The organism is Oceanobacter kriegii DSM 6294 (assembly GCF_000422845.1).
Classification (GTDB): domain Bacteria; phylum Pseudomonadota; class Gammaproteobacteria; order Pseudomonadales; family Oceanobacteraceae; genus Oceanobacter; species Oceanobacter kriegii.
In genome coordinates, this window is the sequence record NZ_KE383931.1 from 606,376 (window position 1) to 621,113 (window position 14,738).

The following is a 14,738-nucleotide window of genomic DNA, read 5'->3' on the forward strand; positions in this document are numbered from 1 at the left end:
TGATCGGGGAACCCCAGCTTTGCGACCAGCAAAGCCTGCATAAAAGCCTGCCGTAATGGTGGGCTTTTTTGTGGGTGGAGTTTTGGAGAGAGACTTGTTTGTGCGCTGCGGGAGTGTACCCCCCTGATTAGTACCACTCATTATTAGAGTTTCTCCGGGAGGTACCCGGGCTATTCAACCAGAACAATTGATACAAGGGATCACCCGTATCGCGTCGTTCTTTTATTATGGTATGTATTTGTTTTTTGGAGACCTCCAGATAACTCCTTTAGATTTTATATAAGCAACCAACTCATCCAGTTGATTTTGAAGTTTTTGAGCCGCTGTTTTATTGAACTTCTCTAAGTAGAGTATTTTCCCTCTTATGCTTAGGTAACGCTTTTCATAAGGAATGTCTGGCAATAGGTTTTTATCAATTCTTATCTTCAGGTTATGAATCTCAGCCCGTATTTTGTCTTTGTCGGCCTTGGAAGCGTTAACTTTTCCATTGTGAATGGTCTTTTTGTTTACCTCCTGTCGGCTTCCCTTTTCCATAATTTTGGTTTTTCGGCTTTTAATAGAAAGCCCCTTTGATATAAAAACTTTCTGAGCCGTTTTAATGGCCCATGTTTTTTCTTCTTTTGTTGTTCTTGAGCTCTTGGAGATGCAAATATCATCCACATATCTTGAGTATATGTATCCTTTTCTATGAAATTCTTGAACTATTAGAGGCTCTACATCCCAAAAAACCAAGTTTGAAATATAAGAGGATGTAGGAGCGCCTTGAGCTAAGCCCCCTTGAAATGAGCAAAGCTGTGTGAGGAGTGTAGATGTCTGACTCTCAAAATTGAAGAATTCTGCCCATAGATTCATCACATCAGATGCATTAATGCTGGGGAAGAAGTTTGTGGCATCAATAGAAATTATTGTCTTTTGCCCAACGTGGAAATTTATATTTTTGATATGAGTGCAGTTCGGGAGAGAGCCGGTGAGGTACTCTGGATATTTGCACTTTTTTAGTATGAGGGAATTTATTTTTCGTTGTATGCCTTTTAAAGGCTCTCTTACACTATATATTTTTCGAATGGAACCGTCTGGTTTTTCGATTTCTTTGTGTATTCGATAGTAACTTTCGGAAGTGTCTGCAATGCTGACTAGTTCGTCTATAGGTGTCTTTAATACGAAAGATAGCGATTCTACGGATGATATTCTAGTTCCCGAAAACTTGGGTGCTAATAAAGGTGTCTGAAGACTCTTTGATAAGTGATTTTGCGACATTCCTTATCTGATCCCTTAATTCACTGGAAACACTAATTAACTCAGAATCATCACTTGCAAGAAATACTAGGAGACTAGATGGTATACCAAGTGAGGAAGATATCTTATCAATAGTGGTTATGCTAGGCTCCCGTTGTCCATTGATTATCTGAGATAGATATGGAAGGGATACTCCTGCTTGCGAGGCCAAACTGCTCTTTGTAATCCCTTTGAGCTTTCTACACTCTTCTATTGCAATACCAACGTTCATAAATTTTATCATCCGAAGATTGAGGCCTGGGGCCTCAGCATGTGGTAGCACCAATTTATCGAACACAACTATCATCCTCCAAAGAAATCTTTGATCTCTGGCAGATTACGGACGACAGCTCCAATTAATATCAGAGCATTACTAGCAAGAGACCGCCTTTTGGCATCTGACAACTCCTTGTAGTGCGCATCTTTCAATGCGACAAGGAGATCATCTATCTCTTTTCTAGTGGTACTACATTCCAACTTCCCATCAAGTTCTCTTTTCAGGCGCTCTAGGAGCGCAACTGTTTCGCTATGGTTACCCATGTTGTCCTCTCTGTTGGTTTAGCGACGCGGTTGCGTCAGCCCCAATACCGCAATACCAAGTCGCTATGCCAGATCAGACATAGAATAGAGGGGAGTTGGAATCCCAGACCTTATCTTCGAGCTGTTAACAAGCTCATCAGCCCCTTGGATTTACTGCGTCCTACCAGATCACTGGGTAACTCGAGTACGAGTTAGCACGGTGACAGGTCAGCAGGGTACAGAACTCCTTTGGGCCGGTAAGTTATGACTCTTAAAGTTACAGAGCCGAGACTTAGCATCTACAGAGTTGACGAATTTAAAGAACTCGATTCGGGTGAATCACCCAATCTGCAAACTAGTATAGCCATTTTTTAGCTGAGAGCAAACATTTATTAGCTTTAAGCTAAGTGGAGGTGTTCTACAAGCAGTGAACATGTTAGTTCTATGCGACATCGCAACTGTATCGGGTACGTTTTAGTTGCGATGGTAGATTGTAAGCATATGATTTATAAGGTTTTTTCTTTGATGGTGCTATACCTATCTGGTCACTTCGCGTAGGAGAACGTCATGAAACTCGAAATTGGACTCTGGGGCATTGCGTTAACGGTCTTATCGTTGGAGATCAGGCTGTTCGTCGGTGATGTATACATCAAGATCCGTTTGCTACTGGAACTCTCTTGGAACTCTTCAGTTTTTTCTGCGAGCTGTTCTGGTCAACCTGTGTAACCCTCCCCAGAACATCGCCACAAAAAATGGCGCTGCAGAACAAACCACAGCGACATTTTTATTAACCTATCGTTCAGTAATTACCAAGCTTTCGTGGATGTCAGGCTTTGCAATTACTCTACTGCAAGAGCAGCTTGAAGAGCGTCAGGAATCTTCCAAATCCCGATAGCACTCGGGCACAAACCGAGGTGTACAAATAGCCAGAAACACCAGGTCATCTTCGCCGTCGTTGCGAATCTGTTGCGGACAGTCGGCAGGTATCACCACCACGTCCCCTGCTGCAAGACGTTTGGTTTCTCCAGCAATGGTGGCAATGCCACTGCCCGACTGGATCAGGTAACGTTCCGTGGTATCAATCAGCGAATGCAACCGGGTTTGCACGCCCGGTTCTACTCGTGCGCGAGCAATCGAACACTCGCTGTCTGCCGGGTCGTTGAGGTATTCAAGGATGTGGCAGCCTTCAACGAAGAAATACTCATCTTCGGCAGCGGTGCTGAAATACTGCGGTGTGGTAAGCATCCTTTACGCTCCAGAAACGTTGAATAATCAGCCACCAGCGGCCTGACGGCGAGCGTTGTTGCGCGCCACCATAAAACCGTACATCACGAAGCTGAGCGACATCATTTGCTGGATAGCCAGGATGTATTTGTCTTGCAGCAGGGTCAGGCTGCCCATGGAAATATTCATCAGGGCAAAGAACAACCAGCCGTACATGCTGCCCTTTGCCATGTAGTAACTGCCCAGCAAGAAGCCGATCGTCACGCCGAACTCCAATACCTGAGACAGTGCACTGATGCCACCGTATTCATACAAGCTGTAGCCAATGCCCAGCGCCAACATGCTGTAGGTAAAGGCTTCAATGGACCGGTTCAGCAAACGGTTGGTCGATGGCTGGCCTTTGATCACGTTGTACAAACCCAGCATCATGGCCGGAATACCGCCTGCTTCAATGGCAGCAGCCATCCAGTTGCTTTTGGCAACCATGATGATTACCCAAGGCGGCACGCCCAGAATGTAAATAGCCCAACCGACGATTTTCAGCTTGCGCTTCCATTCTTCATCGCGGGACTCAGCAATGGCAAACAGCACCTTGTTGGACAGATAAAACGATGCTGCCCATACCTGTAAAAACAAATCCATAGCCCAGACCCTTGTCCTTGTATAAAAACCGAAGCATCCCTGCGCCCTTGGGCCATGGCAATGCCAATTCACGACGACCATCGACGACTGAGCAGAAACTGATCGCCAGTCCCGTAGAAAGCACCCCAGCGCCTGACAAAGAGGCCCAAACCTAGGCTTAAACCGGTCTTAAGCGTGCGACATCCCGTCACACGGCAACTCCAATGCCCCTTGCTAAGCTCCGCCGCCGAACAACAATCACTCAGGGATCGCTGTCAGGAACCCCAGCATGACGCAGATATCAAACACTTCGCTCCACACCCTTGAAGCGGCTTGCCAGTCAAACGCCAAGCCAAGCACTAAACCAAACGCCAAGTTATTGCCCAAAACAGTGGCAACCGCCATGAAATCCATCGCCGGCATTACCGTGTTCAGCATGGCGGTCAACCATCAGGCCATTGCCGACAACGCTGCCGAACAAGGCACCCTGCTTGCGGTGCAAGACACCATCGTGGTCACCGGCACTCAGACACAAGACCCGCTGTATTTGATCACCGACCCCAAGGCCCCTCGTCAGCCTTTGCCGGCTGCGGATGGCGCTGACCTGCTGAAAAACATTCCGGGATTCAGCGTGGTGCGCAAAGGCGGTAGCGACGGCGATCCGGTGTTACGCGGCATGGCCGCATCACGGCTTGGCATCGTCCTGGACGGTGAACAAATTCTGGGCGGCTGTGGCATGCGCATGGACCCACCAACGGCGTATGTATTTCCGGAATCCTATGATCAGGTAACCATCATCAAGGGACCCCAGTCGGTCAAAAATGGCCCAGGCACCAGTGCGGGTGTGGTGCGATTTGAACGCAAGGACCCGGTTTTTGAAGAAGCGGATATCAGCGGTGACGCCAGCTTGCTGTACGCCAGCGCCGACCGTAATGACCAGATGGCACATCTGCTGGCAGGCAACCAGACAGGTTACCTGAAGCTCAATGGCACCCGAGCGGACGCCAATAACTACACTGACGGCAACGGTAACGAAGTGCATTCTGCCTATACTCGCTGGAGCACCGACGCCACCCTGGGCCTGACCCCCACAGCCGCAACACGCCTGGAAGTCAGCCTTGGCACCAGCGACGGTGAAGCACGCTACGCCGACCGCTCGATGGACGGCGCTCAGTTCAAACGCAACAACGCCGGTGTGCGTTGGGTTCAGCAACTGAATGGCAGCAGCGACAGTCTGATCAGCGCACAGCAACTGGAAGCCCGCTTTTACCGCAATCGCATCGACCACGTGATGGACAACTACAGCTTGCGCAATAACACAGGGATGACCATGGTCAGCAACCCCGACCGGGATTCCAAAGGCGCTGCACTGGTGCTGTCCAACGACCTGAATCTGGCGCAATTACCAGCTGGCGAATTGGAAGTTGGCCTCGATTGGCAGGCCAACAATCACCGTAATCGAACGGCGATGGGCATGATGGGAATGGCCCCGGCCTATAAAAACCTCAGCCGCGTGGACGACATGCGCTTTACCAGCACCGGCCTATACGCCGAACTGGATCAGCCGCTGGCCAACTTCAACAGCCTGCATCTGGGCCTGCGTTTGAACAAGGACTACGCCCGCGACCTGCGCTCTGGCGTCGAGACCGCAGGCAACAGTGACCAGCAAACTCTCAAGAGCATGTTTGTGCGATATGAACAGAACATGCGCGGCACCCATCGCTGGTATCTGGGCCTTGGCCACAGCGAACGCGCCGCCGATTACTGGGAACGCACCAAAAAACCGGCCGCCACCAGCATGATGATGAGCGGCAGCGCCAGTACGTTCGAGTTGTCGCCCGAAGCCACCACCCAGATTGACATGGGCATGATTCACACCAGCGGCTACGCCAAAGGCAGCCTGTCGGTGTTCTACGCCCACCACAACAACTACATTCTGGTTGAGCAACTGCCAGACGTCAGCGGCTTTGCCTCCAACGCCCGCAACGTCACCGCGCGCAGCTGGGGCGCAGAAGCCGATGCAACGATTAACCTGGGTGAGCAATGGAAAACCAACGCCTCATTAGCGTGGGTTCGCGGCCACAATCTCACCGACCATCAGCCGCTGGGACAAATGCCGCCACTGGAAGCCAAACTGGGACTCACCTGGCAGACAGACAGCTGGGAAGCCGGAGCCTTATGGCGTGGCGTCGCTGCACAAAATCGCGTTGCCGAAGGCACCGGCACCGTGGTTGGACAGGACATCGGCCGCAGCCCGGCCTTCCAGGTAACGTCCCTGCATCTGGCTTATAAAGTCAGCAGCGACCTGCGCATCAGCAGCGGTATCGACAACCTGTTCGACAAAGCCTACGCCGAGCATATTTCACGCTCGGGGGCCGCCATTGCCGGCTATGAGAACGACACCCGTGTTAATGAACCGGGTCGGACTTTTTGGTTGAAAGGTCAATATAGCTTCTGATACCTGGGTTATTGATAGGGGCATTGAGAGGGACATTGAAAGGGGGACAGGAACGCAGATTCAGACCGGCCGCCATCATGGATTACACTGGCTGCCTGAATCTGCACCCGAGTATGATTCGCCCAAGGCCCAAAGCTGACAAGACCCAAAACCTGATAAGACGCGAAGTGAGTGAGACCCGATATGACAGCGGATAAACGTGAATACGGCGATGGCGACGCCACGTATCAGGCAGCAGGACAGCTGCCAGGGCTGACCCAGCTATGCGATCGTTTTTATCAGATCATGGACACCTTGCCGGAAGCGGCCAGCCTGCGTGCCATGCACCCTGCCGACCTGACGGAATCCAGCCGCAAGCTGGCGTTTTTCCTGAGCGGCTGGACTGGCGGGCCAAAGCTGTATCGGGAGCACTACGGTCCGATCAGCATTCCACAAGCCCACGCGCATTTGCCCGCCGACTTACACAGCACCCGCGCCTGGCTTACCTGTATGGACCAGGCACTGCAGCAGTTGGACTACCCGAATGATTTTCGTGAATACCTGATTCGTGAGCTCAGCCGTCCAGCACAGCGGGTATTGCAGGTATGTCAGCATCGCATGGCGAATAGCTGATTCAGGCGAATACAGACCAACCGGTTTTCTGCACCAGCCGCTCCAGCGCGGCGGTGCCCAGCTTGCTGTTACCTACCTCATCCAGCCCCGGCGACCACACCGCAATCGATGCCTTGCCCGGTGCAACGGCCAGAATGCCACCACCAACACCACTCTTGCCCGGCAAGCCAACCCGAAAAGCAAACTCCCCGGAGCCATCGTAGTGGCCACACATCAGCATCAGGGAATTGATGCGTCGGGCACGGTTGGAAGAAATCACCCGAACACCCGTTACCGGGTTGCGACCATCCCCTGCCAGAAATAACCCGGACTGCGCCAACTGACGGCAGTTCATGGCAATGGCACAGTGATGAAAATAGGTACCCAGCACGTAATCGACCGGCTGTTTGACGATGCCGTAGGCTTTCATAAAGTGCGCCAGAGCGCGGTTTCGCTCACCGGTATCCAGCTCCGACTGAGCGACCTTGCTGTCGAAACAAATCGATTCATCATCGGCAATAAAGCGCACAAAGCTTAGAATTTCGGCAAGCGCTTCCTTGGGCAGGCGCTTCATCAGAATGGCGTCAGCAATGGCAATGGCACCGGCGTTGATGAAAGGGTTTCGCGGCTTGCCGTGTTCGTGCTCCAACTGCACGATGGAATTGAACGGATCGCCCGATGGCTCGCGGCCAACCCATTTCCACACGCCGTCGCCCAGGTGGCCGAGCGCCACCGTCAGGCTGAACACCTTGGAGATACTCTGAATGGAAAACAGCTGCTCACTATCGCCCGTACTGAACACCTGTCCGTCGGTCGTCGCCACACAGATGCCAAACTGATTGGGGTCGACTCCGGCCAGCTCAGGAATATAGTCCGCCACGTTGCCGCGGTCGTCGCTTTTGCCAATGGTGGCGACAATGTCGTCCAGAATGTCTTGCAAGGCCTTCACCTCGATCGTCTGTTCAGGTCGCGATAATACAACAGGGAAGAGACGCCGGAAGAGCAGATATTAGAGGGTTACTGGGCCTGATTCTAAACACGGGATTCTGAACACAAAATTCAGGGCATTCGGCGGGACTGCCAGTAGTGCTGCTGCCAATAGGGCTCATCAAGGTTGGAAATCGTGACACCGGCAGTGGTAGAGGCATGGAGGAAATCGCCATCCTGCAAATACATACCGACGTGGCGGGTATCAAACCCGGTTTTGAAAAACACCAGATCACCGGGCTGTAAATCCACTCGATTAACCGCCCGGCCAAACTGGCTTTGCAACAAGGTGGTTCTGGGCACCCAACTGCCCAGTACACGGGTGTAGGTAAGCTGCACAAACCCCGAGCAGTCGACGCCACTGCGAGACTGCCCGCCCCACTGATAACGGGTGCCGCGCCAGTCATCGTACTGCTGATACAGTTTGTCGCGCACATCAACGCCGTCCACCAGATCCATAATATCCAGTGGTTGCGACGATGCCTTTGGTGCTGAACTGCTGCACCCCGACAGCCAGCCGGAACACACCGCCACAACAGCCAATACGGTGGTCAGATACCCGATTCTCATACTCTTCCTCCCAATCAACGTATTGTGACAAGCCAAAGCGGGAGGTTCGAGCAGGTTTACACTTACATGGGCGAACACCCATCTTCCTTCAGCAGCTCGGAATGCTTGAGGTAACCACGTAACCGGATGTAACTGCTTCAGGATTGCTTCGTTAGCGTTTGTTAATCTGTTTTTAATGTTCAGTTCAGGTTCTTTTCAGAGCGGTTAGCTACCTTGACGTCTTCTTAACAGAGGACTCAACATGAACACCAAGCACATCGCGTTTCTTGCACCGGCCGTATTGCTGACTGCCGTTTCCATGTCCACTCAGGCTGGTTCCTCCAAAGACGTTGCCGACAGTGTGATTGCCGAGCAGCGCGCCAACCTGGCCACCAACACCGAAGGCAAAGGCTTTGGTCCACAGTCTCCGCGTGACATCGACACTCTGGCTGGCAACAACAAGATCATCTTCTCTGAAGCGCCATCCCACACTCAAATGAACCTGTGTAACATCCACTTCCACAGTGGCGCTGAGCACAAGGGCGGCGAATTCACGACTTATCAGGGTAACGGCGATGGCAAAGGCCACGGCACCGGTTTCCTGTACGACGGCAAGCTGACCAAATCCCAGCTGAAGCCATACAAAGGCAACGTATGTGGCGACAAGGGTCACGGCCTGAAAGTGGGCGAAACACTGGAAGTACACTTTGTACACTCCACCGCTCCGGTAAAACCGGGTCCAACTCTGGGTTCTTGTCTGGCTGACAGCATCGGCAACCCACAGCTGCGCGTAGAAACCCAGGTGATCGTTCTGGCTAACGACAGCAAAGCCATCGACTTCACCAAGATGACTCAAATCGCAGAAGTGAACGGCTACCACCAGGCGCCAAACATCCCAACCAACATGGGTGCACCGGTTCAGTACGAAGGCTCCACCACTGGTCCTAAATACAACGAAGGCGGTTCCCCATTCCAGGTTAGCTGGAGCGTTCGCCCGAAAGTTGCCGTGGTAGACATCGCCTCTGTTGACGAATGGTGTGACAGCAACGTCTTCAAGGAAGACCACGCTCACGGCGTTCGTAACCTGGTAATCAACCCGGATCTGCTGTCTAAAATCGACTGATAGCGTATAGGGTGTGCACCGCACACCCTTTTTTGTTTATTGGAAGGTTAAATCGCAGGCAAGCCAGCTCCTACGGGTAACACGGCTACAAGGCCTGATTTGTGGGAGTAAACTTGCTCGCGATTCGCGGTTACAACCGATTCTGCAAGCAGCCCAATGTAGGGTGTGCACCGCGCACCTTTCCCCTTCCCAATACTCCCCGCCAACGCTTAATGCGCTGTGTGCAACAACCGGTAACCACTGCCGCGAAGGGTTTCAATTTTCAAATCATCGGTCTGCGCCAATCGCTGACGCAAGCGGCTGATGTACACATCCACAATGTTGGTTTGCGGGTCCCGCACCGACTGCCATACCCGGCTCAAAATCCGTTCCCGGGTCAGCACCTTGCCGGCGTTTTCCAACAAATATTGCAACAAGTCGAATTCCAGCTTGGTCAGCTGCATTTCTTCATCCTGCAACCGGGCAATACGCTCGTCCAGATCCAAAACCAGCTCGCCACAGCCACAATCCAGCGTGCGGGTTTCCACCACATGAGCCACCACAGGCCGCCGCCCCAGCACTTCTATGCGAGCCAGCAATTCATCAAAATCGAACGGCTTACACAGGTAGTCATCGGCACCTTCGCGCAAGCCTTCTACCCGGTCTGACACATCGTCCCGTGCAGTTAACAGCAGCACCATAGGCGGTACTGGCAGTCGCTTGATATGGCTCAACAGGCTGACGCTGTCTTCATTGCCAAACATACGGTCGAGCACGGCGACTTGCGGCTGCTCTTGCTCAATGGTGGTCAACAACTTCAACACCGACGACTCACTCACCACTTCAAAGCCTTCCGCCCGCAAACCGCGCTCCAGAAAATTCAGCAGCGGTACTTCGTCATCAGCAATCAGAATTTTCATCAGCTCTTGTTCTCCAGGCTAACGCCATTGGCGGTGACAGGAATCATCAGGCTAAACACCGAACCACTGGCCGACGACTGCGCCCGAATATCACCATGATGCGCCTGCACAATGGCTTTGGCGATGGCAAGCCCCAGCCCCATGCCTTCCGCACGTGGCTTGAAGCGCACAAAACGTTCGAAGATGTGCTGCAAATCCGCTGGCGAAATCCCCTCACCTTCGTCCACCACCTGAATCTGATAATACTCGCCGGTTTGGGTATCGGATCTCGACAGGCTAAGGGTTACCCGGCCTTCCAGCGGTGAATACTTGGTGGCGTTGTCCATCAAAATCGCCACTGCTTGCTGCAAACGCTGCTCGTCCGCCATCGCCAGACACTCGTTCAACTGCGGTGCAATTTCCAGATCAAACTGACGCTTGGGCATCAAACGCTGCCAGTGTCGGCACTGGTTCTGTACCAATTCCGCCAGATTCACCGGCGCAAGATGCAAGCGCAGCTCGCTCATCTCCGCCCTGGCCAGCAGCAACAAATCGTCGACCAAACGGCTGAGACCAACGGCTTGCTCCAGAATGATGTTCAGCGTTTCCCGGTAAACCGCCTCGTCTCCGGTTTGCTGGCGCAAGGTCACCTGAGCCTCACCTCTAATGACCGTTAGAGGGGTGCGAAGCTCATGGGACACATCGGCAATAAACTGCTTACGACGGGCATCCAGCATGGTCAGCTGATGATTGGCCTCGGTCAGCTCGCGGGTGCGCTGCTCCACTTCAAATTGCAGCTGCTGGTTTTGCTGCTCTTGCTGTTGCTCGTGCTCCGCCAACCGGGTAGCCAGCTGGTTCAGTGACTGCACCAGAGAGTCGAACTCACTATCGAGGTTTTCCGGCAAACGGGTTTTGTAATCGCCGGAAGCAATCAGGCGGGTGCCAGTGGTGATTTCACTTAACGGCTGATACAGCTGGTTAAACAGCCAGAAGCAGCCAAACACAATAAATGGGCCGACCAATACGCCGAGCAAAATGGTGAACCACACCAGCGCGGTGTTGAGCGTATCGATACGGGCGTTGGTAGCCGACACCATACGGCTCTGACGGGTAACCGCTGCGTTAATGGCTTCGCGGAACTGGTTATCGATGGTGACTTCCAGCAGCTGCTGGAAGCGTGCCCGCTGGCTTAATGGAGTTTGGTCATTTTCAGCAATGATGGCCCGAAACTCCGTGATGATTGCTTGCAGCAAGGCTTCGAGTTCGTCGGTGTCTTCCACACTGCCCTGGGTGAGTTGTTCGCCCAGGGCTTGCCGCTGTTCGATCTCCAGCTCCCGGATGATTCGCAACGACTGGTCAATCAACTCCTGCTTGCGGCGCACCAACGCCTGGTTGGCATTGCGGCCGAAAATCAGCTCATCGGTAAGCTGCTTGAATAATCGATAGGAAATACTCGAAAGCTGCTGGTGCTCTGCCAGCAGGCTCTGCGCCACCATGCTTTGCTTGAGGTTTTCACGAGTGATATGCGCCGACACCGCCACGCCAGCCAGGGCTATGATCAGCACCGCCGCCGACAGAAAACCGAACAAAAACAGCTTTTTCTTGAACATGCATCACCCGTATAACCGACCGTAACACCAACCGCAATTGAGACGTTATTTCAGGTGATCAGTATATCGGTTTTAACGGAGAAGTTGTTTTGGTGCTCACCACTCCTACAAGGATTCCATGTAGGAGTGAATTTATTCACGCAACTCTTTCAGATTGGGCAGCGGTACATCACAGCGATTACGGCTCCACCGAGCTATTCACCGGGCTATGCACCAAAGCCGCTGAGCCCATGCCGACCACAACCTCCTCCACCACTCGGCTCGGCATGTAACCCTCCCCAAAAACTAAGCCATTCATAACTGGAGATTTTCCGGGATAATCAACGCACCAAGGAGATCATCTCATGCGTAAATCCCGTTTCACTGAAAGCCAGATCATCACCATTCTGAAAGCCGTCGAAGCCGGTCGAACCGTCAAGGACGTGTGCCGTGAATACGGTGTTTCCGAAGCCACGTATTACAACTGGAAAAGCAAATACAGCGGTATGGAAGCTTCTGATATCAAACGGATGAAAGACATGGAGTCCGAGCTTTCCCAGCTCAAACGCATGTATGCGGACCTGGCTTTGGAAAACCGAGCACTCAAGGATGTAATTGAAAAAAGCTTTAACGCCCGCAGAGAAACGCTTGCTGGTCGATGCCCTTAAAGACGAGCATCAACTCAGCGAGCGTTGCAGTTGCCGAGCTTTGAATATCGCCCGAAGCACCTACCACTATCGTCCCGATCCACATCGGGATGATGCGGTCATTGAGGCTTTGCAAAGTGTCGCGGAGAGATATCCGAGATACGGCTTCCGCAAACTCTTCGTGAAATTGCGGAAGCTCGGACATCCCTGGAATCACAAGCGGGTGTATCGGATCTATTGTCAGCTCAAGCTGAACTTGCGACGTAAAGGCAAGCAGCGATTGCCAAATAGATACCCACAACCGCTGGCAGTGCCTGAAGCTGAAAATCGTAGCTGGTCGATGGACTTTATGAGCGATGCGCTCAAATGCGGACGGCGGTTCAGGACGTTCAACGTCGTCGATGACTTCAATCGAGAAATACTCGGCATTGAAGTCGATTTGAACCTTCCCTCCAGGCGGGTAATCCGTACATTGGATAGAATTGCCGAATGGCGAGGCTATCCTGCTCAAATCCGCATGGACAGTGGGCCCGAATTTACGGCACTGGTGCTAGCAGAATGGGCTGAAGAGCATGGCGTGAAGCTGGAATTTATCAAACCGGGTAAGCCGACCCAGAATGGCTACGTAGAACGGTTCAACCGAACCTACAGAACAGAAATACTGGATTATTATCTCTTCAGCGACCTGGACGAAGTCAGAGACATTACCAGCCGTTGGATGAGAGAGTACAACGAAGAACGACCACACGAATCACTCGGAGATATGACGCCAAGCGAGTATCGTGAACAAGCAACCTTCCCGGAGAAACTCTAATAATGAGTGGCACTAATCAGGGGAGGGTTACAGGCACTCACGACCAATACGCCAGCCACACCCTCGCGCCGATTCTGCAGGCGTTTATCCTCAGTTATCCGGAAGCCGAACTGGAAGTGTTCTGTGACCACCGCCCCGACCGATTGGTCGATATGCTGGAAGGCGGCAAGCTGGATTTGGCGATGGTGGAAATGCTGGCAGGCACGGACGAAGGCGTACGCCTGAGAAGGGATGACCTGGTGTGGATAAAAGCTCGTGACCACAGCCTGAACATGGACCCGGTGCTACCCCTGGCAGTATTCGACGAAGGCTGTTACCACCGCCGCTCCGGCTGCCGAGCGCTGGATAAACACGACATACCATGGCGAGTGGCCTTCACCAGCCAAAGCCGCACCAGCATACTGGCAGCCGTTAGAGCCGGGATCGGCGTAGCCATTATTCCCCGCCATACACTGGAAGATGACCTCGAAATCATCGCCGATGTGTTACCAACCCTACCGGACACCGAAGTCACCCTGTTTACCGCCCGAAAAACCAACGAGGCCACCAAAAGGCTGGAGCAGACGATAGTGGAAAGTCCGCAGTTTGGGTTGAGCTAGTAATGATAACGGCAAGAAATTACCGTAATTGCTGTATCGTCAATGGCGTACACCAAGCGATTGGTATCATCAATTCTACGAGACCAGAAGCCCGACAGGTTTTCTTTAAGAGGCTCTGGTTTTCCTATTCCATCAAACGGCGAACGCTGAACATCGCTAATGAGCTTATTGATACGTTTCAGGATCTTCTCGTCCTGATTCTGCCAATAGACGTAACTGTCCCAGGCTTCATCAGTCCAAGATAACAGCCGATTACTCATCAATGAGTTCTCGCTGAGTCGTTTTGCCCTTTTTATACTGCTCTATTGAACGGTTTAAATGCTCAGCATTTGCTGGTGAACGTAATAGATGAACCGTTTCCATAAGGCTGTTGTAGTAGTCCAATGACATCACAACGGCATCCTCGGAATCCCGGCGAGTAATTACCGTAGTATCCGCATCGTTGATGACGTTATCCAAAACAGACTTGAGATTGTTACGAGCTTCAGTGAAAGAGACAATTCTCATGTCGACACCCGACTTGTACATTATAGAGGACAAGTCTAGCTTAAGAACACAAACATGTACAAGATACCGTACATCGATCTGTTTCTCGCAGCCAAGGCCCTGCAGACGCACTGCCTGTGCTGCGTGGTTTTCCCGCTCGGCCCTGAGAGCTTGGAGTCATCTTGTTAACTGTCTGAAAACCACCAAAGCCATGCATGGCAGGAGCGAACCATAATGGAGAGCCCTCAGTTTGGGAGTTGGGTAACAGGGGAGACGGTTGGGTTAACGCCAACCATCAGCGGCGCGCGCCTTTGGCGCGTCCGCTGCATGGTTTTGTTAAACATTCCTGCATTTATTTCTTGATGATTTATCGACGAT

Annotated in this window: 15 protein-coding genes and 1 pseudogene; 6 read left to right on the top strand and 10 right to left on the bottom strand. The window is 52.3% G+C overall.

All coding sequences use genetic code 11. The annotated features are described in order from the left end of the window. Positions 1 to 225 precede the first annotated feature (225 nt). Positions 226 to 1,257: a reverse transcriptase family protein gene (locus tag G516_RS24495; protein ID WP_084645117.1), complete on the bottom strand. Its 1,032-nt coding sequence runs from the start codon at positions 1,255 to 1,257 to the stop codon at positions 226 to 228. After that, a complete protein-coding gene (locus G516_RS25290; RefSeq protein WP_051219509.1) occupies positions 1,190 to 1,582 on the bottom strand; it encodes a helix-turn-helix domain-containing protein in 393 nt (130 codons plus the stop codon). Before G516_RS25290 ends, G516_RS24495 begins: the two co-directional genes overlap by 68 nt. A 779-nt stretch (positions 1,583 to 2,361) precedes the next feature. On the opposite strand from G516_RS25290, the gene G516_RS24900 reads away from it, so the two are divergent. After that, positions 2,362 to 2,520, top strand: a complete 159-nt coding sequence (locus G516_RS24900; protein WP_169449552.1) for a hypothetical protein — start codon at positions 2,362 to 2,364, stop codon at positions 2,518 to 2,520. A gap of 144 nt (positions 2,521 to 2,664) precedes the next feature. Here the strand turns inward: G516_RS24900 and G516_RS0116020 are convergent, their stop codons facing one another. Both G516_RS0116020 and G516_RS0116025 read right to left on the bottom strand, forming a co-directional pair. Continuing rightward, a complete protein-coding gene (locus G516_RS0116020) occupies positions 2,665 to 3,039 on the bottom strand; it encodes a cupin domain-containing protein (protein WP_028294496.1) in 375 nt (124 codons plus the stop codon). Positions 3,040 to 3,066: 27 nt separating this feature from the next. Beyond that, the gene (locus G516_RS0116025) at positions 3,067 to 3,660 is read right to left on the bottom strand and encodes a hypothetical protein (protein WP_028294497.1); all 594 of its coding nucleotides are present in this window, start codon (positions 3,658 to 3,660) and stop codon (positions 3,067 to 3,069) included. Between the two features lie 382 nt (positions 3,661 to 4,042). Here G516_RS0116025 and G516_RS0116035 point away from each other — a divergent pair, with 382 nt between their 5' ends. Both G516_RS0116035 and G516_RS0116040 read left to right on the top strand, forming a co-directional pair. After that, a complete protein-coding gene (locus G516_RS0116035; protein ID WP_036536759.1) occupies positions 4,043 to 6,097 on the top strand; it encodes a TonB-dependent copper receptor in 2,055 nt (684 codons plus the stop codon). A gap of 183 nt (positions 6,098 to 6,280) precedes the next feature. Next, entirely contained in the window at positions 6,281 to 6,709 is a 429-nt protein-coding gene (locus G516_RS0116040; protein ID WP_028294499.1) for a group II truncated hemoglobin, read from the top strand. A gap of 1 nt (position 6,710) precedes the next feature. Here G516_RS0116040 and G516_RS0116045 read toward each other — a convergent pair whose 3' ends face one another. Together G516_RS0116045 and G516_RS0116050 are read right to left on the bottom strand one after the other, a co-directional pair. Next, on the bottom strand, positions 6,711 to 7,628 hold the full coding sequence (locus tag G516_RS0116045) for a glutaminase (protein WP_028294500.1): 918 nt from the start codon (positions 7,626 to 7,628) through the stop codon (positions 6,711 to 6,713). Positions 7,629 to 7,747: 119 nt separating this feature from the next. Then, positions 7,748 to 8,245, bottom strand: a complete 498-nt coding sequence (locus tag G516_RS0116050) for an NlpC/P60 family protein (RefSeq protein ID WP_028294501.1) — start codon at positions 8,243 to 8,245, stop codon at positions 7,748 to 7,750. A 241-nt stretch (positions 8,246 to 8,486) separates the two neighbouring features. Between G516_RS0116050 and G516_RS0116055 the strand changes: the two genes are divergently transcribed. Continuing rightward, on the top strand, positions 8,487 to 9,347 hold the full coding sequence (locus tag G516_RS0116055; protein ID WP_028294502.1) for a delta-class carbonic anhydrase: 861 nt from the start codon (positions 8,487 to 8,489) through the stop codon (positions 9,345 to 9,347). 209 nt (positions 9,348 to 9,556) lie between these two features. On the opposite strand, the gene G516_RS0116060 is transcribed toward G516_RS0116055, so the two are convergent. Both G516_RS0116060 and G516_RS0116065 read right to left on the bottom strand, forming a co-directional pair. Beyond that, positions 9,557 to 10,246: a response regulator transcription factor gene (locus G516_RS0116060; protein WP_028294503.1), complete on the bottom strand. Its 690-nt coding sequence runs from the start codon at positions 10,244 to 10,246 to the stop codon at positions 9,557 to 9,559. After that, the gene (locus G516_RS0116065) at positions 10,246 to 11,835 is read right to left on the bottom strand and encodes a sensor histidine kinase (protein ID WP_028294504.1); all 1,590 of its coding nucleotides are present in this window, start codon (positions 11,833 to 11,835) and stop codon (positions 10,246 to 10,248) included. The genes G516_RS0116060 and G516_RS0116065 overlap by 1 nt, the downstream gene beginning before the upstream one ends. Before the next feature lie 344 nt (positions 11,836 to 12,179). On the opposite strand from G516_RS0116065, the pseudogene G516_RS0116075 reads away from it, so the two are divergent. Continuing rightward, positions 12,180 to 13,291, top strand: a pseudogene (locus G516_RS0116075) (IS3 family transposase). Beyond that, on the top strand, positions 13,278 to 13,874 hold the full coding sequence (locus G516_RS22920) for a LysR substrate-binding domain-containing protein (RefSeq protein WP_051219510.1): 597 nt from the start codon (positions 13,278 to 13,280) through the stop codon (positions 13,872 to 13,874). Before G516_RS0116075 ends, G516_RS22920 begins: the two are co-directional and overlap by 14 nt. Here the strand turns inward: G516_RS22920 and G516_RS0116085 are convergent. After that, on the bottom strand, positions 13,871 to 14,134 hold the full coding sequence (locus tag G516_RS0116085) for a Txe/YoeB family addiction module toxin (protein WP_028294507.1): 264 nt from the start codon (positions 14,132 to 14,134) through the stop codon (positions 13,871 to 13,873). The two genes, G516_RS22920 and G516_RS0116085, sit on opposite strands and share 4 nt — an antisense overlap. Then, positions 14,127 to 14,381 carry a type II toxin-antitoxin system Phd/YefM family antitoxin gene (locus tag G516_RS0116090; protein ID WP_028294508.1) on the bottom strand — a complete coding sequence of 85 codons (255 nt, stop codon included), beginning with the start codon at positions 14,379 to 14,381 and terminating at the stop codon, positions 14,127 to 14,129. The genes G516_RS0116085 and G516_RS0116090 overlap by 8 nt, the downstream gene beginning before the upstream one ends. Positions 14,382 to 14,738: the final 357 nt, after the last annotated feature.

What these genes read in the sequence shown, in the direction of transcription:
- G516_RS0116035 (WP_036536759.1), top strand. Translation starts at nt 4,043, where the DNA reads ATGAAATCCATCGCCGGCATTACCGTGTTCAGCATGGCGGTCAACCAT.
- G516_RS0116050 (WP_028294501.1), bottom strand. Translation starts at nt 8,245, where the DNA reads ATGAGAATCGGGTATCTGACCACCGTATTGGCTGTTGTGGCGGTGTGT.
- G516_RS0116065 (WP_028294504.1), bottom strand. Translation starts at nt 11,835, where the DNA reads ATGTTCAAGAAAAAGCTGTTTTTGTTCGGTTTTCTGTCGGCGGCGGTG.
- G516_RS0116020 (WP_028294496.1), bottom strand. Translation starts at nt 3,039, where the DNA reads ATGCTTACCACACCGCAGTATTTCAGCACCGCTGCCGAAGATGAGTAT.
- G516_RS0116040 (WP_028294499.1), top strand. Translation starts at nt 6,281, where the DNA reads ATGACAGCGGATAAACGTGAATACGGCGATGGCGACGCCACGTATCAG.
- G516_RS0116025 (WP_028294497.1), bottom strand. Translation starts at nt 3,660, where the DNA reads ATGGATTTGTTTTTACAGGTATGGGCAGCATCGTTTTATCTGTCCAAC.
- G516_RS0116085 (WP_028294507.1), bottom strand. Translation starts at nt 14,134, where the DNA reads ATGAGTAATCGGCTGTTATCTTGGACTGATGAAGCCTGGGACAGTTAC.
- G516_RS22920 (WP_051219510.1), top strand. Translation starts at nt 13,278, where the DNA reads ATGAGTGGCACTAATCAGGGGAGGGTTACAGGCACTCACGACCAATAC.
- G516_RS0116060 (WP_028294503.1), bottom strand. Translation starts at nt 10,246, where the DNA reads ATGAAAATTCTGATTGCTGATGACGAAGTACCGCTGCTGAATTTTCTG.
- G516_RS25290 (WP_051219509.1), bottom strand. Translation starts at nt 1,582, where the DNA reads ATGATAGTTGTGTTCGATAAATTGGTGCTACCACATGCTGAGGCCCCA.
- G516_RS0116090 (WP_028294508.1), bottom strand. Translation starts at nt 14,381, where the DNA reads ATGAGAATTGTCTCTTTCACTGAAGCTCGTAACAATCTCAAGTCTGTT.
- G516_RS24900 (WP_169449552.1), top strand. Translation starts at nt 2,362, where the DNA reads ATGAAACTCGAAATTGGACTCTGGGGCATTGCGTTAACGGTCTTATCG.
- G516_RS24495 (WP_084645117.1), bottom strand. Translation starts at nt 1,257, where the DNA reads ATGTCGCAAAATCACTTATCAAAGAGTCTTCAGACACCTTTATTAGCA.
- G516_RS0116055 (WP_028294502.1), top strand. Translation starts at nt 8,487, where the DNA reads ATGAACACCAAGCACATCGCGTTTCTTGCACCGGCCGTATTGCTGACT.